The sequence below is a fragment of the Polymorphospora rubra genome (assembly GCF_018324255.1).
Classification (GTDB): Bacteria; Actinomycetota; Actinomycetes; order Mycobacteriales; family Micromonosporaceae; genus Polymorphospora; species Polymorphospora rubra.
On the sequence record NZ_AP023359.1, the window covers coordinates 3,434,258 to 3,452,432 of the forward strand.

At 71.2% G+C, this 18,175-nt stretch carries 24 protein-coding genes; 12 read left to right on the plus strand and 12 right to left on the minus strand.

The genetic code is table 11. The features are described 5' to 3' along the window. Nucleotides 1–64 precede the first annotated feature (64 nt). The gene (locus Prubr_RS15755) at nucleotides 65–934 is read left to right on the plus strand and encodes a PhzF family phenazine biosynthesis protein (protein WP_212826161.1); all 870 of its coding nucleotides are present in this window, start codon (nucleotides 65–67) and stop codon (nucleotides 932–934) included. Between the two features lie 26 nt (nucleotides 935–960). Here the strand turns inward: Prubr_RS15755 and Prubr_RS15760 are convergent, their stop codons facing one another. Both Prubr_RS15760 and Prubr_RS15765 read right to left on the minus strand, forming a co-directional pair. After that, nucleotides 961–1,485: a hypothetical protein gene (locus tag Prubr_RS15760; protein WP_212826163.1), complete on the minus strand. Its 525-nt coding sequence runs from the start codon at nucleotides 1,483–1,485 to the stop codon at nucleotides 961–963. After that, nucleotides 1,469–2,272 carry an HAD family hydrolase gene (locus tag Prubr_RS15765; protein ID WP_212826165.1) on the minus strand — a complete coding sequence of 268 codons (804 nt, stop codon included), beginning with the start codon at nucleotides 2,270–2,272 and terminating at the stop codon, nucleotides 1,469–1,471. The genes Prubr_RS15760 and Prubr_RS15765 overlap by 17 nt, the downstream gene beginning before the upstream one ends. Before the next feature lie 163 nt (nucleotides 2,273–2,435). Between Prubr_RS15765 and Prubr_RS15770 the strand changes: the two genes are divergently transcribed. Beyond that, the gene (locus Prubr_RS15770) at nucleotides 2,436–3,335 is read left to right on the plus strand and encodes a DMT family transporter (protein WP_212828091.1); all 900 of its coding nucleotides are present in this window, start codon (nucleotides 2,436–2,438) and stop codon (nucleotides 3,333–3,335) included. A 121-nt stretch (nucleotides 3,336–3,456) separates the two neighbouring features. Next, the gene (locus Prubr_RS15775) at nucleotides 3,457–4,413 is read left to right on the plus strand and encodes an HpcH/HpaI aldolase/citrate lyase family protein (protein WP_212826167.1); all 957 of its coding nucleotides are present in this window, start codon (nucleotides 3,457–3,459) and stop codon (nucleotides 4,411–4,413) included. Here Prubr_RS15775 and Prubr_RS15780 read toward each other — a convergent pair. Next, on the minus strand, nucleotides 4,410–4,871 hold the full coding sequence (locus Prubr_RS15780; protein WP_212826169.1) for a DUF4190 domain-containing protein: 462 nt from the start codon (nucleotides 4,869–4,871) through the stop codon (nucleotides 4,410–4,412). The genes Prubr_RS15775 and Prubr_RS15780 overlap by 4 nt on opposite strands. Before the next feature lie 16 nt (nucleotides 4,872–4,887). Further along, a complete protein-coding gene (locus Prubr_RS15785; protein WP_212826171.1) occupies nucleotides 4,888–5,316 on the minus strand; it encodes a DUF4190 domain-containing protein in 429 nt (142 codons plus the stop codon). Nucleotides 5,317–5,455: 139 nt separating this feature from the next. On the opposite strand from Prubr_RS15785, the gene Prubr_RS15790 reads away from it, so the two are divergent. Then, nucleotides 5,456–6,292: an SDR family NAD(P)-dependent oxidoreductase gene (locus Prubr_RS15790; protein ID WP_212826173.1), complete on the plus strand. Its 837-nt coding sequence runs from the start codon at nucleotides 5,456–5,458 to the stop codon at nucleotides 6,290–6,292. Between the two features lie 48 nt (nucleotides 6,293–6,340). Here Prubr_RS15790 and Prubr_RS37675 read toward each other — a convergent pair whose 3' ends face one another. From Prubr_RS37675 to Prubr_RS15805, 3 genes are all read right to left on the minus strand, one after another. Beyond that, nucleotides 6,341–6,784: a DUF4190 domain-containing protein gene (locus Prubr_RS37675; protein ID WP_212826175.1), complete on the minus strand. Its 444-nt coding sequence runs from the start codon at nucleotides 6,782–6,784 to the stop codon at nucleotides 6,341–6,343. A gap of 102 nt (nucleotides 6,785–6,886) precedes the next feature. Continuing rightward, nucleotides 6,887–7,294 carry a CoA-binding protein gene (locus Prubr_RS15800; protein WP_212826177.1) on the minus strand — a complete coding sequence of 136 codons (408 nt, stop codon included), beginning with the start codon at nucleotides 7,292–7,294 and terminating at the stop codon, nucleotides 6,887–6,889. 41 nt (nucleotides 7,295–7,335) lie between these two features. After that, a complete protein-coding gene (locus Prubr_RS15805) occupies nucleotides 7,336–7,950 on the minus strand; it encodes a TetR/AcrR family transcriptional regulator (RefSeq protein WP_212826179.1) in 615 nt (204 codons plus the stop codon). Between the two features lie 90 nt (nucleotides 7,951–8,040). Here Prubr_RS15805 and Prubr_RS15810 point away from each other — a divergent pair, with 90 nt between their 5' ends. Further along, nucleotides 8,041–8,475 (plus strand): VOC family protein, encoded by a 435-nt coding sequence (locus tag Prubr_RS15810; RefSeq protein ID WP_212826181.1) that lies wholly within the window; start codon nucleotides 8,041–8,043, stop codon nucleotides 8,473–8,475. Nucleotides 8,476–8,518: 43 nt separating this feature from the next. Here the strand turns inward: Prubr_RS15810 and Prubr_RS15815 are convergent, their stop codons facing one another. Then, nucleotides 8,519–9,556 (minus strand): Rv2578c family radical SAM protein, encoded by a 1,038-nt coding sequence (locus Prubr_RS15815; protein WP_212826184.1) that lies wholly within the window; start codon nucleotides 9,554–9,556, stop codon nucleotides 8,519–8,521. A gap of 40 nt (nucleotides 9,557–9,596) precedes the next feature. Then, nucleotides 9,597–10,619, minus strand: a complete 1,023-nt coding sequence (locus tag Prubr_RS15820; RefSeq protein ID WP_212826186.1) for a LacI family DNA-binding transcriptional regulator — start codon at nucleotides 10,617–10,619, stop codon at nucleotides 9,597–9,599. Nucleotides 10,620–10,811: 192 nt separating this feature from the next. Between Prubr_RS15820 and Prubr_RS15825 the strand changes: the two genes are divergently transcribed. The 3 genes from Prubr_RS15825 to Prubr_RS15835 are packed head-to-tail and all read left to right on the plus strand — an operon-like array spanning nucleotide 10,812 to nucleotide 13,265. Then, nucleotides 10,812–11,975, plus strand: a complete 1,164-nt coding sequence (locus Prubr_RS15825) for a Gfo/Idh/MocA family protein (protein ID WP_212826188.1) — start codon at nucleotides 10,812–10,814, stop codon at nucleotides 11,973–11,975. Between the two features lie 28 nt (nucleotides 11,976–12,003). Then, a complete protein-coding gene (locus Prubr_RS15830) occupies nucleotides 12,004–12,816 on the plus strand; it encodes a sugar phosphate isomerase/epimerase family protein (protein ID WP_212826190.1) in 813 nt (270 codons plus the stop codon). Nucleotides 12,817–12,848: 32 nt separating this feature from the next. Beyond that, nucleotides 12,849–13,265 (plus strand): thiol-disulfide oxidoreductase DCC family protein, encoded by a 417-nt coding sequence (locus Prubr_RS15835; protein ID WP_212826192.1) that lies wholly within the window; start codon nucleotides 12,849–12,851, stop codon nucleotides 13,263–13,265. Here Prubr_RS15835 and Prubr_RS15840 read toward each other — a convergent pair. The 3 genes from Prubr_RS15840 to trxA all read right to left on the minus strand — a co-directional run bounded on the left by Prubr_RS15840 (nucleotide 13,232) and on the right by trxA (nucleotide 15,036). After that, nucleotides 13,232–14,146 (minus strand): HTTM domain-containing protein, encoded by a 915-nt coding sequence (locus Prubr_RS15840; RefSeq protein WP_212826194.1) that lies wholly within the window; start codon nucleotides 14,144–14,146, stop codon nucleotides 13,232–13,234. The two genes, Prubr_RS15835 and Prubr_RS15840, sit on opposite strands and share 34 nt — an antisense overlap. Further along, nucleotides 14,131–14,568 (minus strand): hypothetical protein, encoded by a 438-nt coding sequence (locus Prubr_RS15845; protein WP_212826196.1) that lies wholly within the window; start codon nucleotides 14,566–14,568, stop codon nucleotides 14,131–14,133. The genes Prubr_RS15840 and Prubr_RS15845 overlap by 16 nt, the downstream gene beginning before the upstream one ends. 105 nt (nucleotides 14,569–14,673) lie before the next feature. After that, nucleotides 14,674–15,036 carry a thioredoxin gene (trxA, locus tag Prubr_RS15850; protein ID WP_212826198.1) on the minus strand — a complete coding sequence of 121 codons (363 nt, stop codon included), beginning with the start codon at nucleotides 15,034–15,036 and terminating at the stop codon, nucleotides 14,674–14,676. 793 nt (nucleotides 15,037–15,829) lie between these two features. On the opposite strand from trxA, the gene Prubr_RS15855 reads away from it, so the two are divergent. The 4 genes from Prubr_RS15855 to Prubr_RS15870 all read left to right on the plus strand — a co-directional run bounded on the left by Prubr_RS15855 (nucleotide 15,830) and on the right by Prubr_RS15870 (nucleotide 18,172). Next, the gene (locus tag Prubr_RS15855; protein ID WP_212826200.1) at nucleotides 15,830–16,363 is read left to right on the plus strand and encodes a hypothetical protein; all 534 of its coding nucleotides are present in this window, start codon (nucleotides 15,830–15,832) and stop codon (nucleotides 16,361–16,363) included. Nucleotides 16,364–16,495: 132 nt separating this feature from the next. Next, nucleotides 16,496–17,119 (plus strand): TrmH family RNA methyltransferase, encoded by a 624-nt coding sequence (locus Prubr_RS15860; protein WP_212826202.1) that lies wholly within the window; start codon nucleotides 16,496–16,498, stop codon nucleotides 17,117–17,119. Nucleotides 17,120–17,166: 47 nt separating this feature from the next. Next, nucleotides 17,167–17,898, plus strand: coding sequence for a DUF6758 family protein (locus Prubr_RS15865; protein WP_343221656.1), 732 nt, complete (start codon nucleotides 17,167–17,169; stop codon nucleotides 17,896–17,898). Between the two features lie 115 nt (nucleotides 17,899–18,013). Continuing rightward, on the plus strand, nucleotides 18,014–18,172 hold the full coding sequence (locus tag Prubr_RS15870) for a hypothetical protein (protein WP_212826204.1): 159 nt from the start codon (nucleotides 18,014–18,016) through the stop codon (nucleotides 18,170–18,172). The last annotated feature ends 3 nt before the right edge of the window (nucleotides 18,173–18,175 follow it).

The following is an 18,175-nucleotide window of genomic DNA, read 5'->3' on the forward strand; positions in this document are numbered from 1 at the left end:
GTCGCCGGTGACCTGCGTGGACACGCTGTGGTCCCGTGGGTCGGACCGCCTATCGTTACCGACCATGTCGACCTTGGCGTACGAGATCGTGGACGTCTTCACCGACCGGCCGTTCGCCGGCAATCCGCTTGCCGTCGTCTTCGGCGCCGAGGGTCTGGCGGGCGAGCAGATGCAGGCGCTGGCCCAGGAGTTCAACCTGTCCGAGACGGTGTTCGTGCTGCCGGCGACGCAGGCCGGGGCGACGTACCGGGCCCGGATCTTCACACCCGGGCAGGAGTTGCCGTTCGCCGGTCATCCGAGCGTCGGCGCCGCCGTCACCTCGGTCCGGCGCGGCCTCTTCGCCGCCGGCCGGGTGACCCAGGAGTGCGAGGCCGGCCTGCTGCCGATCGACGTGGCACAGAACCGGGCCACCCTCACCGGCGCCGCCCCGACGCTCGGCCCCGAACTCGACCCCGAGCCGCTGCTGTCGATCGTGGGCCTGACCCCCGGCGACTACGCCGGCCACGTGCCCCGGGTCGCCGGATGCGGTCTGGAGTTCCCCTACCTGTCGGTCCGCGCCGAGTCGGTAAGCCGGGCGCTGATCGACGTGGCCGGGGCCGAGCGTCTCGGGGTGGAGCACATCAGCGTGCTGGCCTGGTCGGCGGAGGAACGCACCGCGCACACCCGGGTCTTCACTCCGGGTACGGGTGTCGTGGAGGATCCGGCCACCGGTTCGGCCGCCCTCGGCATGGGGGTGTGGCTGGTGGCCAGCGGTCTGCTGCCGCCCGACGGCGAGTCGGCGTACGCGGTCCGGCAGGGTGCCGAGCTGCGCCGCCCGTCCAGCCTGGACTGCACGGTGGCGGCGGTCGGCGGGGCGGCAGTCTCCGCGACGGTCACCGGGCACGTGGTCCCGATCGCCCGCGGCGAGATCGCCGTCCCGCCGTTTGTCGGCTGACCCGTCGACCCGTCCGCCGTCGACGGTCAGCGGCGCCGGACCCGGTGCAACCGGAACGGTTTCCTGGTCTGCCGTACCGCCGGGCTGGGCCGGGGCGGGGCGGCGAGCGAGTTGTCGGGCAGCGTCGGCCCGGCGGCCAGTGGCTCGCCGGCCGGCGCGAGCCGGCTCAGCGTGCAGCCGTCCGCCCAGCGGGCGACCAGGTCGGCGGCGCTGCCCGGTGCGTTCAGCCGCTTCGCCGCGACCTGTGGCGCCACGGTCGTCCACTCGTCGGAGTCAGGCGTGATCCGGGTGACCGCCGCCGGCCAGGTCACGATCTGTCCACCGTGATCGCCGCGCAGGGTCACCGCCGCGGTGGTGGTCTCGGCGAGTCCGGGCGCGGACTGCTCGCCCGGCCCGCTGACGACGTAGAGGGCGCCGTCGAGCGGTAGGCACCAGAGGGCGAGCGCGGGCCGGTCGCCGACCGTCACCCACGCCACGGCGGCCTTCTTGACGGCCTCTTCGACCAGCGGTCCCGGTGCCGGGGTGCCTGCCTCGTCAGTCACGCCCTGCATCCTGCCGTACCGGGGGGCGGTCCCGCACGGTCGTGGTGGCCCGCGGCCGGTCGCATCCCCGGGCGGTTGGGGCCACGCCGGCGCGGGGCAGGTGCCGCTGGAACGCCGGATCCAGCATGCCCACCGCGTCGCTGAGGCTCACCGCGTTCGGGCCGACCCAGCCGGTGTCGGCGTCGAACGTCAGATGCTGGTGCAGGTCGGGGGCTGCCAACCGGACCGCTGTCATGCCGACCTCGGCCGCACCGGTCAGTTCACGGCTGCCGCCGTCGCCGACGTAGAGGCACTCCTCGGGCGTGACGTCGAGCCGCTCGCAGGCGGTGAGATACATCGGGGCGGCGGGTTTGCACTCGCCGACCTCGTTGGAGAGCACCAGCGTGTCGAGCAGCGTGGCGATCGGCAGGTGTGGCAGGTATGCCGCCACCTCGTACGTGCAGTCGCTGACCAACGCGGTGCGCAGCCCCTGGTCGCGTACGGTCCGCAGGGTCGACACGGCGTCGGCCCGCAACCGGGTCTCGGCCCGCAGTACGTCGGCCCGGATGGTGAGCGCGGCGCGCAGGGCGTCGTCGGACGGCCGAGTGCCCATCCGGTCGCACACGAAGCGCAGGTCGGCTTCTGCCGAGCCGAACATCCCACTGGCCCTGGTGTAGTAGGTCCGGTCCAGGACGGTGGTGAGCGTCGCCAGGTCGGAACCGAGCAGTTGCGCGATCACGGCGTGGCGCGGTCCGCGCCGGACCGCCGTGGTCAGCGTGCCGAAGAAGTCGAACAGCACCGCGCGAAACGGGGTCATCGGTGAATCAGCCTCCGAGGGGGAGAGGACGGTGCAAACACCGTAGTTGGCTGTTCACGGACAGTGCATCAGGTTGGAGGTGATCATCACTGCCGGCCGATCGGGTCGGATCGGCGTGTCAGGATGGTTGATCGTGCACCGGCCGACTGTCGACCCGCTGACCATGGCGTCCATCTCGATCGCCATCGTCGCGGTGTCGTCGTCCGCGCCGCTGATCGCCTTCGCCGCCGCACCCGCGCTCGCGATCGCCTTCTGGCGCAACGGGCTGGCGGTGGCCCTGCTCGGGCCCGTCGCGCTGCTGCGGCGGCGGGACGAGTTGCGGGCACTGGTCCGTGGCGACGGGCGCCGGGCCCTGCTCTTCAGCGTGCTCGCCGGGCTCGCGCTGGCGGTCCACTTCGCCACCTGGATACCGAGCGCCAAACTCACCTCGGTGGCGACCGCGACGGCCCTGGTGGCGACCCAGCCGGTGTGGCAGGGCCTGATCGCGCTGGGTCAGGGCCGGCGACTGCCCACGGTCGCGTGGATCGGCATCTCGGTGGCGGTGGTGGGGGCGGCGCTGGCCACCGGACCCGACCTCGGCCTGTCCGCCGAGGCGGTCACCGGCGACCTGCTCGCGGTCGCCGGGGCCATCTTCGCCGCCGTCTACACGGCCTTCGGCGAGCAGGCCCGCCGGGCGACCAGCACCATCACCTACACCACGATCTGCTACGGCACGTGCGGGCTGGTCCTGCTGCTGGTCTGCCTGCTGGCCGGGGTGCCGCTGACCGGCTTCGACAACTCGACCTGGCTGGCGATCCTCGGGCTGGTCGCGGGCGCCCAGCTGCTCGGCCACTCGATGTTCAGCTATGCCCTGCGAAAGGTGTCCGCGACCACGGTCAGCATCCTGATCCTGCTGGAGGTGCCGGCGGCCGCCCTCATCGCGTGGGCCTGGCTGGGACAGGTGCCCCGGTTGGCAGCACTGCCCGGCCTGGCCCTGCTGCTGGTCGGCGTCGCCGTCGTCGTACTCGGCGGAAGCCGCGCCGCCCGCCGGCCGGAACCACCGGTTGCCGATCCGCTGCCCTGAGCCAGCCCGTCCGCCCGGCGCGGTGAGATCCTGCACACCCGGAACCCGGTACGCCGTCGCCCGGATACGGTGCCCGTGTCGATCGCCGAGGTGGCGACCGTCCGTGTGGAAAGGAGCCGTGATGGCCGCAGTCGGACGTCCCCGCCGGTCCTGCCTGGCGGTCCCCGGGTCGAGCCGCAAGATGCTCGACAAGGCCCGCGGACTCCCCGCCGACCAGGTCTTCCTGGATCTGGAGGACGCGGTCGCGCCGCTCGCCAAGCCCGAGGCCCGCCGGAACGTGGTGGCGGCCCTCAACGAGGGCGGCTGGGACGGCAAGACCCGGGCCGTACGGGTCAACGACCTCACCACGCCGTGGACGTACCGGGACGTGGTCGAGGTGGTCGAGGGGGCGGGCGCCAACCTCGACTGCGTGATGCTGCCGAAGGTGCAGACGGCCGGGCACGTCGAGTGGCTCGACCTGACCCTCACCCAGATCGAGAAGTCGATCGGCCTCCCGGTCGGCGGAATCGGCATCGAGGCACAGATCGAGAACGCCGCCGGCCTGGTCAACGTCGACGCGATCGCGGCGGCGTCGCCCCGGGTCGAGACGATCATCTTCGGACCGGCCGACTTCATGGCCTCGATCAACATGAGGTCGCTGGTGGTCGGGGCGTTGCTACCCGACTACCCGGGCGACCCCTACCACTACATCCTGATGCGCATCCTGATGGCCGCCCGGATGCACGACAAACAGGCGATCGACGGGCCGTTCCTGCAGATCCGCGACGTCGACGTGTTCCGCGAGGTGGCCCGGCGTTCCGCGGCGCTGGGCTTCGACGGCAAGTGGGTGTTGCACCCCGGCCAGATCGAGGCGGCCAACGAGGTGTACTCGCCGGCGCAGGACGACTACGACCGCGCCGAGTTGATCCTCGACGCGTACGACCACTGCACCTCGGAGGCCGGCGGGCGGCTCGGCGCGGTCATGCTCGGTGACGAGATGATCGACGAGGCGTCCCGCAAGATGGCGCTCGTGATCGCGGCCAAGGGGCGGGCGGCCGGTCTGACGCGTACGTCGGAGTTCACTCCGCCACAGGACTAGACGCCGGTGGCGAACATCGCGCCGAACATGATCGCGAAGAACCCGAAGTACGCCACCATGAAGAGCAGGAACAGCGCGCTGATCCCGATCGCGCACCAGCCGACGATCACCCCGGCCAGGGCCAGGCCGTCACCCTGCTCGCCGGTCGACCGGATCTCCGTACGGGCCCGGTTGCCGAGGTAGACGGCCACGCCCCCGACCAACGGACAGGTGGCCAGGCTGACCAGCGCCACCACCAGGGCGGTGACGGCCGTGGTGTTGGTCGGCCGGGGCGGTGGGAACGGACGGCCCAGGGCCGGGCCGGGCCACGACGTCCGGGCCGGCCCGGACACCGTCCGGCCGCTGTCGGCCGGGCCTGGCGGCGGCGCCGGCTTGTCGAGGCTGGCCGGTCCCGGTGTCGGGATGCCGGTCGCGCCCGGCGCGCCGGTCGCCGTCGGTTCGCCGTCGGGCTTGTCCACGGAGCGCTCCCGAAGGTCAGTAGGTGCTGGTCGTGGTGTCGGCGCTGATGACGAAGGCGATGAGGGCGATGTAGCCGATGACGGCCAGAAGGTACAGGCCGGTGACGATCCACCCGATGATGATGCCGGCCAGCGCCATGCCGTCACCGGCTTCGCCCCGCTCCCGGATCTGCCGGCGGGCCACGTGTCCGAGGATCGCGCCGACCGGAGCCGAGATGCAGGTCGCCAGCCCGATGAGCGAGCACACCAGCGCGGCGATCGCCATGCCGTTGGTCGTCGGCGTGGGCGGCACCGGGTAGCCGTACTGCGGCGGGTAGCCGGACACCGGGTAGGCGTCCTTGCCGACCGGCTGCCCGCTGACCGGGTAGGACGGGTTGCCGTAACCCGGCTGCGGTGTCGGCCAGGACGGATCCGACCAGTTGCCCGGCTGCTGGGGATAGCTCATGAACTCAACTCCGTCGTTTCGAAGGATGCGCCGCCAGGGTAGTCGCCACCGGCCAGCGACGAACTCCGACACCTGGGCACGGGACCGTAACGGGTGGGCGTCGTTGCCGGCGCCGCCGGGACCGGGCAGGATCGGCGGCATGGCTTTCGACGTACGCGCCGGCGAGCGGACCACCGACATCCTGGACGGCGGCGCCGCCGACGAGCCCGGCCCGGCGACGCTCCGGCTCGACGGCCGGGTCGCACTGGTCACCGGAGCGGGCAGCGCCGACGGCATCGGCTACGCCACCGCCCGGCGGCTGCGCGGCCTCGGCGCCCGGGTCGCGATCGTGTCGACCACCCGGCGGATCCACGAACGCGCGGCCGAGTTGGGCGCGACCGGCTTCGTCGCCGACCTGACCGACGAGGCGGAGGTCGGTGCCCTCGCCGACGCGGTTTCCGAACAACTCGGTGACGTCGAGGTGCTGGTCAACAACGCCGGGCTGGCCAGCCGGGCCAGCCCCGAGGTGCTGCGCCCGGTCGCTCAGCTCACCTACGACGAGTGGCGGGCCGAGATCGACCGCAATCTGACCACCGCCTTCCTGTGCAGCCGCGCCTTTATCGGCGGGATGGCGGAGCGCGGCTGGGGCCGGATCGTCAACCTGGCCGCGACCGCGGGTCCGGTCAACGCACTGCCGACCGAGGCGGCGTACGCGGCGGCGAAGTCGGGGGTGATCGGGCTGACCCGGGCGCTGGCGATGGAGATGGTCGCCGACGGGGTCACCGTGAACGCGGTCGCGCCGGGCACGATCTACACGGCGGCGTCCACCGTCGCCGAGCTGAAGCAGGGCCTCGGTACGCCGGTGGGCCGCCCCGGCACCCCGGACGAGGTGGCCGCGCCGATCGCCTTCCTGTGTTCGCCGGCCGCGTCGTACATCACCGGGCAGATGATCGTGGTCGATGGCGGCAACAGTGTCCGCGAGGCCGAGTTCCGGTGACCCCGGCCCGGCGCCGGGCGGGGCTCAGCAGCTGCTCGTCGGGCCGGCTCAGAACACCAGGACGGCCCACACGACCCAGAGCAGGACATATGCGGCCGTGATGAGATAGCCGACGACCAGGCCGGCGGTGGCCAGGCCATCACCCTGCTCACCGGTCTGCCGGATCTGCTTCTTCGCGATGTGGCCGAGAACGATGCTGGCCGGCGCGAAGAAGAGGAGGAGCACCAGCGACAGGATCGCCATGACGTTCGTGCGCGCCGGCGGGTATCCGGGCGGCGGATAACCCGGCTGGGGGTATCCGGGCTGCGGGTATCCGGGCTGCGGGTGACCGGGCTGGGCCGCGTAGGCCGGTGGCGGGTAGCCGGGCTGCGGCGGGTAGCCGCTCACCGGCGTGCCCGGCTGGTCCCAGCCGGTGGGGGAGCCGGGCGGCGAGGCGTAGGGATCGTACGGTCGGTACGGGGCCCGGTGGTCTACTGGCGGCGGATAGCTCATGGCACCTGCTCGATCGTCACGTTCGGTCGTGGTTCTCGGGCAGAGTAGCGACGCTGTCAACGGTCGCCGGGCGACCACCGTCCTGTTCGGAGCGACGCCCTGCTATGTCAGGCTCAGCCCGCCGACCGCCCGTTCTACGGCCAGGCAGCGGTCTTCGACGTAGTCGACACCGGCCTCCTCGGCGAGCCGGCGCGCTTCGGGCGAGACGATGCCGAGTTGCAGCCAGACCGACGGGGCGCCGACGGCGATCGCCTCGCGGACCACGGCGACCGCGTCGGCGGCCGGCCGGAAGACGTTGACCATGTCGACCGGGTGCGGCACGTCGGCCAGCGAGGCGTACACCCGCTCGCCGAAGAGTTCGTCGCCGGCGTAGGGGTTGACCGGGATGATCCGCCAGCCGTGCCGTTGCATCTGCAGCGGCACGCTGTGCGCCGGCTTGTGGGGGTCACGGGAGGCGCCGACGACCGCGATCACGCGGGCTTCGGCCAGGATCTGCAGGGCATCACGCACCCTGCGACGATATCCCGCACGGCGCCGGCCCGGCCCGCCCGTCACCCGGGCGGCCGGCGTAGACCCTCGAGCAGCCGGGTCAGCGCCGCCATCGTGGCGTCCAGCGCGGACCCGTCGCGTTGGCCGCCCGGGGTCGGTCCGGTGGCCTGGGCGAGCCACAGAGCGGCCTCGTTCATCGCCCCGGACAGCAGCCGGGTCAGCGGCTCGACCGGCTGTGGTGCGATGACGCCGGCGGCGATCAGGGATTCCAGTGCCTCGGCCAGGTGCCGTGCGGACGACGACTCGTCCAGCGCCCGCCACTCGTTCCAGCCGAGCGCGGTCGGCGCGTCGATCAGGATGATCCGCCGCAGGTCGGGGTCGGAGCTGGCGGCCAGGAAGGCCCGGCAGCCGGCGAGCAACTGTTCCCACGGGTCGTCGTGTTCGGCGGCGGCCCCGGCCACCCGCTCGGCGACCTCGCGCTGCGCCTCCTCGACGACGGCGTGGAAGAGGCCGGCCTTGCTGCCGAAGTGGTGGTAGGCGGCGCCCTTCGTCGCGCCGATGCCGTGGGCGACCTCGGCCAGGACCACCTCGTGGAAGCCGTCGCGGGCGAACCGGCGCCGGCCCTCGGCCAGGAGCGCCCGCCTGGTCGCCGCCCGCTGTTCGGCCCTGGAGGTCATGGTCACACTCCCCGTCGCGTTGACATACCCCGGGTATGTTACTAGCGTCGTTCGCGTACCCAAAGTATGTGAACCTGATCTGGAGGTCCGATGAGCAGCAGGCTCGACAGCTTCTATCCGGTGATCTGCACCGCCGACGTCGCGGCTTCCCGCGCCTTCTACACCCGGCACTTCGGCTTCGAGGTGACGTTTGAGGCCGACTGGTACGTCAGCCTGCGCCGTCCCGAGCCGCCGCACTACGAGCTGGCGCTGCTCGACCACACCCACGAGACGCTCCCGGAGCGGTATCGGGTGCCGGTGCGGGGGCTCATTCTGAACTTCGAGGTGTCCGATGTCGACGCCGAGCACGAGCGGCTGGTCGGCGCTGCCGGGCTGACCGAGGAGCTGCCGCTGCGCAGCGAGGACTTCGGTCAGCGGCACTTCATCGTGGCCGCCCCGGACGGGGTGCTCATCGACGTGATCACGCCGATCGAGCCATCGGCGTCGTACGCCGACCAGTTCCTGGCCGGCCCCGCAGGGCGGTGACCGGCGGGCGGCCCGGTGCCGGCCAGCATCGCCATGCCGGCCGCTAGAGCAGGGTGAGCTGTTCGGGCCGGGCCGGTGGCGGCGGCTCCGGGGCGGCCTCCGGCTCGAAACGGTGCAGGCCGTGGCGGCGGGCGGCCAGCCGGACCCGGGCCACCAGCTCCCGCTGGTAGGCCTGTGGCAGGTAGGAGCCGGCCCGGTAGAGCTCCCGGTAGAGCGGCACGAGGTGCGGGAACCCACGGGCGAGCCAGCGCGCGTACCACTCCCGGGCGCCGGGGCGCAGGTGCAGGGGGATCGGGGTGATGCTGGCCGCGCCGGCGGCGGCGATGGCGGACACGGTCGCCTCGATCGCGTCGTCGGTGTCGGTCAACCCGGGCAGGATCGGTGCCATCAGCACGTTGACCCGGAAACCCGCCTCGGTCAGCGTGCGTACGGCGGCGAGCCGCCGGCGCGGGCCGGGGGTGCCCGCCTCGACCGAACGCCACAGCGACTCGTCGACGAAACCGATCGAGTAGGCGATGCCGACGCTGGTGACCTCCGCCGCCGTGCGCAGCAGCGGCAGGTCACGTAGCAGCAGCGTGCCCTTGGTCAGGATCGAGAACGGGTTGGCGAAGTCACGCAGCGCGGCGATGATCTCCGGCATCAGCCGGTAGCGGCCCTCGGCGCGCTGGTAGCAGTCGACGTTGGTGCCCATCGCGATGTGCCCGCCCCGCCACTTCGGCGCGGCCAGTTCACGGCGCAGCAACTCGCCCGCGTTGACCTTGACGACGACCTTGCTGTCGAAATCCTGGCCGGCGTCGAGGTCGAGGTAGGTGTGGGTGTTGCGGGCGAAGCAGTACGTGCACCGGTGGCCGCAGCCGCGGTAGGGGTTGACCGTCCACTCGAACGGCACACGGGAGGTGCCGGGCACCCGGTTGACGATCGACTTGGCGCGCACCTCGTAGAAGGTCATCCCGGCGAACTCGGGGGTGTCGAAGGTGCGGACCGTTGCGTCGGGCAGCGCCAGCGGCAGGGGTGGGGCCGCTGGCGCTGCCCCTCCTGGGACTCCTGCTTCGGGGGGAGCCGACAGGTTGTCCCAGCGCATGCGACCTATTCGAACATGCGTACGAGGGATGTGCAAGCTGTCAGCGGCGTGGCGGCGCGGTGCTCTCCCGGCGGACCAGCGTGGCGCCGGCCTCCTCGATCTGGGGCGTCGCGGTGTCGTCGGGCGGGCGCAGCGCCAGGGTCATCGCCCGGGCGCCCATGTCGGCCAGCGGCAGCCGCACGGTGGTGAGGGTGGGGGTGACGTCCTGCGCGACGGGCATGTCGTCGAACCCGATGAGGCTGACGTCGCCGGGTGTGGTGAGGCCGGCCTGACGCAGGTGGCGCAGGGCGCCGACCGCCATCGAGTCGTTCAGTGCGGCGATGGCGGTGATGTCCGGGTGCGCCTCGAGGAGTCGGGCGGTCGCGGTGGCGCCGCTGGGCGGGTCGAAGTCGGCGTACGTGATGTGGGTGGGCGCGATGGTGTGCCCGTGTTCGGCGGCCGCCTGCTGGATGCCGGCCAGCCGGTCGGTCGTGGTGGTCAGGTGCGCCGGCCCGGCGATGACGCCGATCCGGGAGTGGCCCAGTTCGTAGAGTTCGGTCGCCGCGAGGTGGCCGCCGGTCGTGTTGGCCGGTACGACGGCGTCACCCGCGTGCTGGTGCCGGCCGATGACGGCCACCCGGCCGCCGGTCGCCTCGTAGACCCGCAGCTTGTTGTCGAGCGTGGTGGTGTAGGACTCGTCGTGGTAGCCGGAGCCGGCCAGGATGATGGCGGCGACCTGGTGGGCACGCAGCAGTTCGACGTACTCGAGTTCCTTGTCCGGGTCCCGGTAGCTGTTGCAGATGATGACCAGCCGGCCGTTCTCGGTGGCGATCCGTTGCAGGCCCTTGGTGATCTCGGCGAAGTAGGGGTCGGAGACGTCGTGCACGATGACGCCGACCGCGCTGCGGTGCGAACGGGCCAGCAGCTGGGCGTGCGCGTTCGGGACGTACTGCAACTCCTCGACCGCGGCGAGCACCCGCTCGCGCAGCCCTTCGGTCACCGGCTTGGGGCTGCCGTTGATGATCCGGGAGGCGGTCGCGGGTGAGACACCCGCCCGCCGTGCGACATCCGCCAAGGTGGCCATCGGTCCAGCCCTTCCCCGGCCGCCCGATGCCGGATGAACGTGAGGATAGCGCGCCGCGACCCTCGACGAATGCGTGGGAAAGCCCTTGCCCAAACCGATGCGGTATCGGTAACCTCCAGCAGGAAAGCGCTTGCCTGATGCTCTCCCCGAGCATCCCGCGCGACACGCGACGTTGGCCGAGGAGGCAGCCGCATGGCCCGCAAGACCATCGGGATCGTACTCAACGGTGTCACCGGCCGGATGGGTTACCGGCAGCACCTCGTCCGCTCCCTGCTCGCGATCCGCGAACAGGGCGGCCTGCCGCTGAGCGGCGGCGACCGGCTCTGGCCGGAACTGGTGCTGGTCGGCCGCAGCGAGACCAAGCTGCGCGAGATCGCCGACCGGCACGGCCTCACCGAGTGGACCACCGACCTGACCGCGGCACTCGCCCGGCCCGACGTCGAGATCTACTTCGACGCGCAGGTCACCGCCCAGCGGGAGAAGGCGCTCCGGCTGGCCATCGAGGCCGGCAAGGCGATCTACACCGAGAAGCCGACCGCCGAGGACCTGGCCGGCGCGGTCGACCTGGCCCGGCTCGCCGACGCCGCCGGCATCAAGCACGGTGTCGTGCAGGACAAGCTCTTCCTGCCCGGGCTGCGCAAGCTCGACCGGCTGGTCAAGGGCGGCTTCTTCGGGCAGATCCTGTCGATCCGCGGCGAGTTCGGCTACTGGGTCTTCGAGGGTGACTGGCAGGCCGCCCAACGTCCCTCGTGGAACTACCGGGCCGCCGACGGCGGCGGCATCACCGTCGACATGTTCCCGCACTGGCACTACGTGCTGGAGCAGATCTTCGGTCGGGTCACCTCGGTCAACGCCCACCTCTCCACCCACATCGACCGGCGCTGGGACGAGGCCGGCGAGGCGTACGACGCCACCGCCGACGACGCGGCGTACGGCATCTTCGAGATCGACCGGCCCGGTCAGGGCAAGGTTGTCGCACAGATCAACTCGTCCTGGGCGGTCCGGGTCTACCGCGACGAACTGGTCGAGTTCCAGGTGGACGGCACCGAGGGCAGCGCCGTCGCCGGCCTGCGCAACTGCCGGATCCAGCACCGGTCGACGACCCCGAAGCCGGTGTGGAACCCCGACCTGCCGGCCACCGAGGACTTCCGCTCGCAGTGGCAGGTCGTGCCCGACAACGAGGAGTTCGACAACGGGTTCAAGGCACAGTGGGAGCTGTTCCTGCGCCACGTCGTCGAGGACACGCCGTACACCTGGGACCTGTGGGCCGGAGCCCGCGGCGTGCAGCTCGCCGAACTCGGCATCCAGTCGGCCCGCGAGGGCCGGCGCGTCGAGATCCCGGAACTCGAGTCCTGACCGGCCGACCACAGTGGGGGACCACCCGATGAGCTCGCTCGACCGTTTCTCGCTCAACCAGGCCACCACCAAGTACTGGCCGATCCCCGACCTGGTCGCCGGCTGTGTCGATGCCGGCGTCACCCGGATCGGACTGTGGCGGGAGGAGACCGCGGCCTACGGCCTCGACAAGACCGCGGACCTGGTCCGCGACGCCGGACTCACCGTGACCTCGCTGTGCCGGGGCGGGTTCTTCAACCAACCCGGCTGGTACGACGAGAACCGGCGGGCGATCGACGAGGCGGCCACCCTCGGCGCCCCGACGCTCGTGCTCGTCTCCGGCGGGCTGCCCGAGGGCAGCCGCGATCTCGACGGGGCCCGGGCCCACATCGGCGAGGCCATCGGCCAGCTCGTGCCGCACGCGCTCGCCGCCGGCGTACGGCTGGCGATCGAGCCGCTGCACCCGATGTTCTGCTCCGACCGCTGCGTGGTCGCCAGCCTCGGCCAGGCGCTCGACCTGGCGGCACCGCACCCGTCGGCCGCCGTCGGCGTGGTGGTCGACACCTACCACCTGTGGTGGGACGACCAGGTGTGGGCGCAGATCGAGCGGGCCGGCCGGGAGGACCGGATCGCCTGCTTCCAGGTCGCCGACTGGATCACACCGCTGCCCGAGGGTGTGCTGCTGGGGCGGGGCCTGCCCGGCACCGGGAGCGTGGAACTGCGACGGTTCCGGGAGGCGGTCGACGCGACCGGTTTCACCGGTCCGATCGAGGTCGAGGTGTTCCACGCCGACGTCTGGGCCCGCCCCGGCCGAGACGTCCTCGACGAGACGATCCAGGGTTACGTCGAGCACGTCCTGTAGGAGGCCGCCGGCCGCCCGGGAATGATGGGCCCATGGACACCGCAACTTTCGTGTACGACGGGGACTGCGCGTTCTGCACGACGTGCGCCCGGTTCGCGGAGCGACGGATTCCCGGCCCGGCGACGATCGTGCCGTGGCAGTTCGCCGACCTGGCCGCACTCGGGCTCACCGTCGACGAGTGCGAGCAGGCGGTGCAGTGGGTCGGCACCGACGGGCGGCGTGCGGCCGGACCGGACGCGATCGCGCTGCTCCTGCGCGGCAGTTCGCGGCTGTGGCGGACCGCGGGCCGCGTCCTCCAGTTCCGGCCGGTACGCGCCGTGGCCTGGCCGGTCTACCGGTGGGTGGCGGCCAACCGGCACCGGATGCCCGGCGGCACCGCGGCCTGCTCACTCCCGCAGGCGACCCGGGAGCGGCTCTACGGTGCGCCGCCCGCCGGGTCCGCCAACTGATCCGGTGCCGGCCCGGCGGTCCTCTTGCGACCGTCCGTCCGGCGCAGGCCACGGCGTACCCAGACGATCGGGCGGATCCGCTCCAGGGACAGGAAGCTGGCCATCGCCACCAGGTGCGGGGCGAACGAGATGGTGATGGTCGCGAACGTGACCACGTGGAACGAGTAGAAGAAGGCGACCGCCCGGTTGCGCCAGCGCTCGTTGAGCAGGAACACGACCGGGCTGAGTATCTCGAACGCCATGATGCCGAACTGGGCGGCGATCAGGAGCCCCGGCACCTGTGCGATGACGTCGGCGAGTTCGGTGCCGCGGCGGATGATGGCGCGGGCCAGGACGGAGCCGGTGAGCCACTCCACCCCGCCGAAGCGGAGCTTGGCCCAGGCGGCGAGGAAGTACGTGCACACCACCGCGATCTGGGTGACCCGCAGCGCCCACCCGCCCGCCTCGGTGCGGGTGGGATCGCCGTGTCGGGCCCGACCGGCGGTGGGCAGTACGGCCAGCGCGACCAGCAGGCCGAACCTGTCGTGGTCGACCTTGCCGTAGCTCATCGCGATGATCATCCACTCGAAGTAGAGCAGGAAGACCGACCAGCCGAGTGCGCGCGGCGCCCGTCCGGTCGCCGCGAGCAGCGCGAGGACGAGAAGCGCCCAGAAGACGACCGACACCAGCGCGGGGGTGGGCGTGGGAAGCGGGAGCAGGCGCCCGACGAACAGCGGTTGGTAGAGCGCCCCCGGCACGGTGGCGTGGTCGCGTACCCACGGCGTGAAGATCAGCAGGTCACCGACGACGAAGAGATAGACCAGCGTACGGAAGGCGGCGATCCGGCCCCGGGGCACGGCTTCGGTGAGCCACCGGCCGAGTGCCTTCACGACGCCTGCCATCGCACCACGGTCTCGTCGACGTACGTCTGGGTCGGCCGACCGTCGACGATGCCGTGCCAGCGCACCACGATCCGTACCTCGACCAGGGCGGGCCGGTCGGGATTGCGTTTCGCGTACGCCTGCGCGACGTCGGCGAGAAGTGCGGGGTCGTCGCTGTAGCGGGCCTGCTGTCCTTCGATCTCGGCGCGTCGGATCCCGCTGTTGCGCTCGGAGAGGACGACGACCGACCCGTCGGCGGCGACCGCTTCGACCCGGGTGTCCGGTGCGGGTTGGTCGGGCGGATTGGATGTCGAGTACATCCGGAAGGGACCGAACGGGAAGTGGTCGTCCTGCCCCCAGAAGGTGCCGACCAGGAGCAACGCCCCGCCGACCAGGGTGGCCAGCACCCGGAGGGCGCGTCCGCGCACGGTGAGGGTCTCCATCGGACGCTGACCCTACCGGTCGCCTGGCATCGGCGGACCGGACAAACCGTCGAAAACAAGGCCCGGCCAGACATAAATGTCCGGCCGGGCCGCTGTCGGTACGGATCAGTGCTCGTGTGCGGCGAGCTTCTCCTTGACCTCGGTCATGTCGAGGGCCTCAACCTGGCTGATCAACGACTCCAGCGCCGACTCGGGCAGGGCGCCCGGCTGGGCGAAGACGATGACCCCGTCACGGATCGCCATGATGGTCGGGATGGACCGGATGTCGAACTTGGCCGCGATCTCCGGCTGGGCCTCGGTGTCGACCTTGCCGAACGTGATCTCCGGGTGCTTCTCGGATGAGCGGTCGTAGACAGGGGCGAAGCGGACGCACGGCCCGCACCAACTCGCCCAGAAGTCGACCAGCACGATGCCTTCCTGGCTGGTCACCTCGTCGAAGTTCGCCGTGGTCAACTCAACGGTCGCCATTGATCTCTCCGATCACCGGTTTCGGGCCTACGTCAGGGAAGAACCTGGAGTCCGGCTGCCGCATTCCCCACCGTCGGCCAAGGGAAACAGTCGGACGTGGCAGTGCTTACCGTGCGTGTCTGTCATCGACGTACATAGTGTTACACGCCTCCTGAGCAGGCGTTCTGGAGCGCTCACCGATGGTGATGGGAGCGTTTCCAGCAGGTAACTTCACGCAAACCGTGCGCGTCGGCCGAACCAGCGCCTGGCAAGGACAAACGGGAGTAGTGACGATCGGTTGCTCGAACATCAACTCTTACGTTAAGTAGTGTCACAAAACAATAACTGTGACCTCCGTCTCGGGTTCACCTCTTCTCAGTGATCCGGGTCTCGGGCAGAATCTTCTACATCAAAGCGTGGGCGGCGGGTGCCGGGGAGGGCCCCGCCGCTCATTGCGTCCGCAGGAGTTTTCTCCGCGACATGTCTGCGTGCTCAAAACAGCCACGACGTTGCCTTAATCATCGATAAGGCGTGCCATGTGGCACTTCACCGCCACCTGGCCAAAAGTTTCGACGCGGTTAACCTTCCGGGGCGCAATGTGAATGGTGTCCGCCGCAATTTCACTTTCGTTCGCCGGCGGGCTGCTCGAGGTCGGTCAGCGGCGTGGGTCGGTGGATCGTGCCGGCGCCGGGAGTGCGGGGACGTCCGCCGGTGCGCCTGTCGGGATAGGTACTACGCCCCTTCTTGGTGCTTTTAGGGGTTGAACGTCTGCTTTCGCGTGACTCGGGCTTATGCTGACCGCGGGAGGTCGCCCATGTCGAGCCAGATCCCGTCCGGAGACCCCGTTTTTCCAGGTCGTCCGGTTGGCCAGCTGTCCACCCTCGCCTACCCACCGGCCGAGTGGGACCTGCTCACCCGGTTGCCCAGCCGCATCGTCGTCGCCGCCACGTCGGCCGAGCCCGACGATCCCCGGCACCGGGTCCGCGAGGGGCTGGCCGGCCTCGAAGGGATCGCGGCCGGCCGCGCCTTCGACAGCGAACTCGTCCGGGTGGTGGCCACGACGATCTACGCCGAGCACGAGCAGGACCGCCCGGCCGGCGGCCGGGCCTCCGACCGGGGGGCCGGGCTCGCCGACGTACTCGGGTCCTGCCGGGAGGCTGTCCGGGTGCTGGCCGCCCGGGCCGATCCGGCCGACTCCGCGGCCTACCGGCAGTGGGTCCAGTCGATCGCGGCGCGGGTGTGCCGGGCCGGTCGGGCCGGTGGGGTGGCCGGTGCCGCCGACGAGCCGGGCAGCGCGGCCGAGCGGCGGTTTCTCGACGAACTCGGGGCCGCACTGGGGCTCTGCTGATCCCGGACCGGGCCGGCGGCTGATCCCGGACCGGCTGGGGGCTGATCCCCGCTAGGCCGGCGGCCGATCCCGGCCCGGGCCGGCGGCGCCGGCCGGGGCACGGGGTCCGGGGCCGCGTACCCTCTGGAAACCGTGGGTGGTGATGAGCTGGAGGTCGGCGTCGGGCCCTGGGTGGGCGACCGGCCGACCGATCCGCGCTACGACCCCGAACTGCTCGCGTCGGGCGACCGGCGCAACGTCGTCGACCGCTACCGCTACTGGCGGCTCGAGGCCGTCGTGGCCGACCTGGATCGGCGTCGGCACGACTTCCACGTCGCCATCGAGAACTGGCAGCACGACTTCAACATCGGGACCGTCGTACGCAACGCCAACGCGTTCCTCGCCGCGCAGGTGCACGTCGTCGGGCGGCGGCGATGGAACCGGCGCGGAGCGATGGTGACCGACCGCTACCAGCACGTACGACACCACGAGACCGTCGACCAACTCACCGCGTGGGCGCGGGAGAACGACCTGGTCATGGTGGGTATAGACAACCTGCCGGGGGCGCGGCCGCTGGAGAGCGCGACCCTGCCGAGGCGCTGTGTGCTGCTGTTCGGGCAGGAGGGGCCCGGGCTGTCCGACGCCGCCCGGGCCGGCTGCGAGCAGATGTTCTCGATCGCCCAGTACGGCTCCACCCGGTCGATCAACGCCGGGGTGGCGAGCGGCATCGCCATGCACGCCTGGATCAGGAGCCACGCGGGTCCGCCACCGGACTGACCCGCCGAGGTCGTCTGAGATGACCGAAAAGGCCGCTTCGCTTGACTATGCAGGACGATCGGCGCAACGTGGGTGCTGTGGCTGTTGCGGTGAGTTGTCCCCGATGTGGTGGTCCGGTGCGGCCACCTGACCTCATGCACACCGACTGGCGCTGCGACGACGACGGTGCCGTGCCCCCGTTGCACACGGCCCGGCACATCGGCGCCGAGATCCTGCACAGCACGGTCGCCGGGATGGCCGACGCGCACACCGGGCACGGTCGGCCGCCGAGCCCGCTGTGGTGTCCGTGGCCGTTGCTCGCCGGCTGGACGGTGACCGGCGTCGCGTGGGCCGGCGACGTGCAGACCGGGGTGCGGGCGGCGACCGTCGCCTGCAGCGGACCGGATCCCCTCGCCGGCGGCCCGGCCGACCTGGTCCTGGTCGCCGAGGAGCCCGGCCTCGGACTGGGCAACCGGTTCGCGGGTATCCCCGGACCGGACCCCGGCGCGCTGCTCGCCGACGCGATGACCGAGGTCGCTCCCGGACACACCGAAAACGGGGTTTCGCACGCCAAGATCCGGGCAGGGGGGCACCCCACTCCACTCTGGTCCGTCAAATCCCCGACAGACCGCAGTGTCTACGTGGGCGAGGCGAGGGGTATGTGGCTTTATGCGATAACGTGGCCGGCGAGCGCGGGCTACGTTCTCGCGGAGGATGTGGTCCTTCAGGACCTCTCCGAGTGGACTCCGGCCGAGCTTGTTTTCGGTGCACCCTCGCCCTACCTGCATGGCAAGGTTTGATAGCCGTTCGGGTGGTCCAAGATGCATGCAGTTGATTCACGGTGAGACGTACGACTGATACTCTGGGTGCTGCTGCGGCAGAGACCCGGCGCCGCGCGGAGGGGGATGGCCCGTAATGGTCAAGAAGGTCCTCACCTGGGGCGGACTCGCGTTCCTAGTTTTCTTCATCGCCTTCCGGCCCGATTCCGCCGCGGACGTCTTCAAGTCCCTCGGCGGGGGCATCATGGACATCGCCCAGGGCTTCGGTGACTTCTTCACGAGCCTCGTGGCTTAGCGG

What these genes read in the sequence shown, in the direction of transcription:
- Prubr_RS15825 (WP_212826188.1), top strand. Translation starts at nt 10,812, where the DNA reads ATGGCCCGCAAGACCATCGGGATCGTACTCAACGGTGTCACCGGCCGG.
- Prubr_RS15820 (WP_212826186.1), bottom strand. Translation starts at nt 10,619, where the DNA reads ATGGCCACCTTGGCGGATGTCGCACGGCGGGCGGGTGTCTCACCCGCG.
- Prubr_RS15870 (WP_212826204.1), top strand. Translation starts at nt 18,014, where the DNA reads ATGGTCAAGAAGGTCCTCACCTGGGGCGGACTCGCGTTCCTAGTTTTC.
- Prubr_RS15865 (WP_343221656.1), top strand. Translation starts at nt 17,167, where the DNA reads ATGCAGGACGATCGGCGCAACGTGGGTGCTGTGGCTGTTGCGGTGAGT.
- Prubr_RS15810 (WP_212826181.1), top strand. Translation starts at nt 8,041, where the DNA reads ATGAGCAGCAGGCTCGACAGCTTCTATCCGGTGATCTGCACCGCCGAC.
- trxA (WP_212826198.1), bottom strand. Translation starts at nt 15,036, where the DNA reads ATGGCGACCGTTGAGTTGACCACGGCGAACTTCGACGAGGTGACCAGC.
- Prubr_RS15835 (WP_212826192.1), top strand. Translation starts at nt 12,849, where the DNA reads ATGGACACCGCAACTTTCGTGTACGACGGGGACTGCGCGTTCTGCACG.
- Prubr_RS15770 (WP_212828091.1), top strand. Translation starts at nt 2,436, where the DNA reads ATGGCGTCCATCTCGATCGCCATCGTCGCGGTGTCGTCGTCCGCGCCG.
- Prubr_RS15815 (WP_212826184.1), bottom strand. Translation starts at nt 9,556, where the DNA reads ATGCGCTGGGACAACCTGTCGGCTCCCCCCGAAGCAGGAGTCCCAGGA.
- Prubr_RS15755 (WP_212826161.1), top strand. Translation starts at nt 65, where the DNA reads ATGTCGACCTTGGCGTACGAGATCGTGGACGTCTTCACCGACCGGCCG.
- Prubr_RS15775 (WP_212826167.1), top strand. Translation starts at nt 3,457, where the DNA reads ATGGCCGCAGTCGGACGTCCCCGCCGGTCCTGCCTGGCGGTCCCCGGG.
- Prubr_RS15790 (WP_212826173.1), top strand. Translation starts at nt 5,456, where the DNA reads ATGGCTTTCGACGTACGCGCCGGCGAGCGGACCACCGACATCCTGGAC.
- Prubr_RS37675 (WP_212826175.1), bottom strand. Translation starts at nt 6,784, where the DNA reads ATGAGCTATCCGCCGCCAGTAGACCACCGGGCCCCGTACCGACCGTAC.
- Prubr_RS15830 (WP_212826190.1), top strand. Translation starts at nt 12,004, where the DNA reads ATGAGCTCGCTCGACCGTTTCTCGCTCAACCAGGCCACCACCAAGTAC.
- Prubr_RS15760 (WP_212826163.1), bottom strand. Translation starts at nt 1,485, where the DNA reads ATGCAGGGCGTGACTGACGAGGCAGGCACCCCGGCACCGGGACCGCTG.
- Prubr_RS15855 (WP_212826200.1), top strand. Translation starts at nt 15,830, where the DNA reads ATGTCGAGCCAGATCCCGTCCGGAGACCCCGTTTTTCCAGGTCGTCCG.
- Prubr_RS15845 (WP_212826196.1), bottom strand. Translation starts at nt 14,568, where the DNA reads ATGGAGACCCTCACCGTGCGCGGACGCGCCCTCCGGGTGCTGGCCACC.
- Prubr_RS15785 (WP_212826171.1), bottom strand. Translation starts at nt 5,316, where the DNA reads ATGAGCTATCCCCAGCAGCCGGGCAACTGGTCGGATCCGTCCTGGCCG.
- Prubr_RS15765 (WP_212826165.1), bottom strand. Translation starts at nt 2,272, where the DNA reads ATGACCCCGTTTCGCGCGGTGCTGTTCGACTTCTTCGGCACGCTGACC.
- Prubr_RS15805 (WP_212826179.1), bottom strand. Translation starts at nt 7,950, where the DNA reads ATGACCTCCAGGGCCGAACAGCGGGCGGCGACCAGGCGGGCGCTCCTG.
- Prubr_RS15840 (WP_212826194.1), bottom strand. Translation starts at nt 14,146, where the DNA reads ATGGCAGGCGTCGTGAAGGCACTCGGCCGGTGGCTCACCGAAGCCGTG.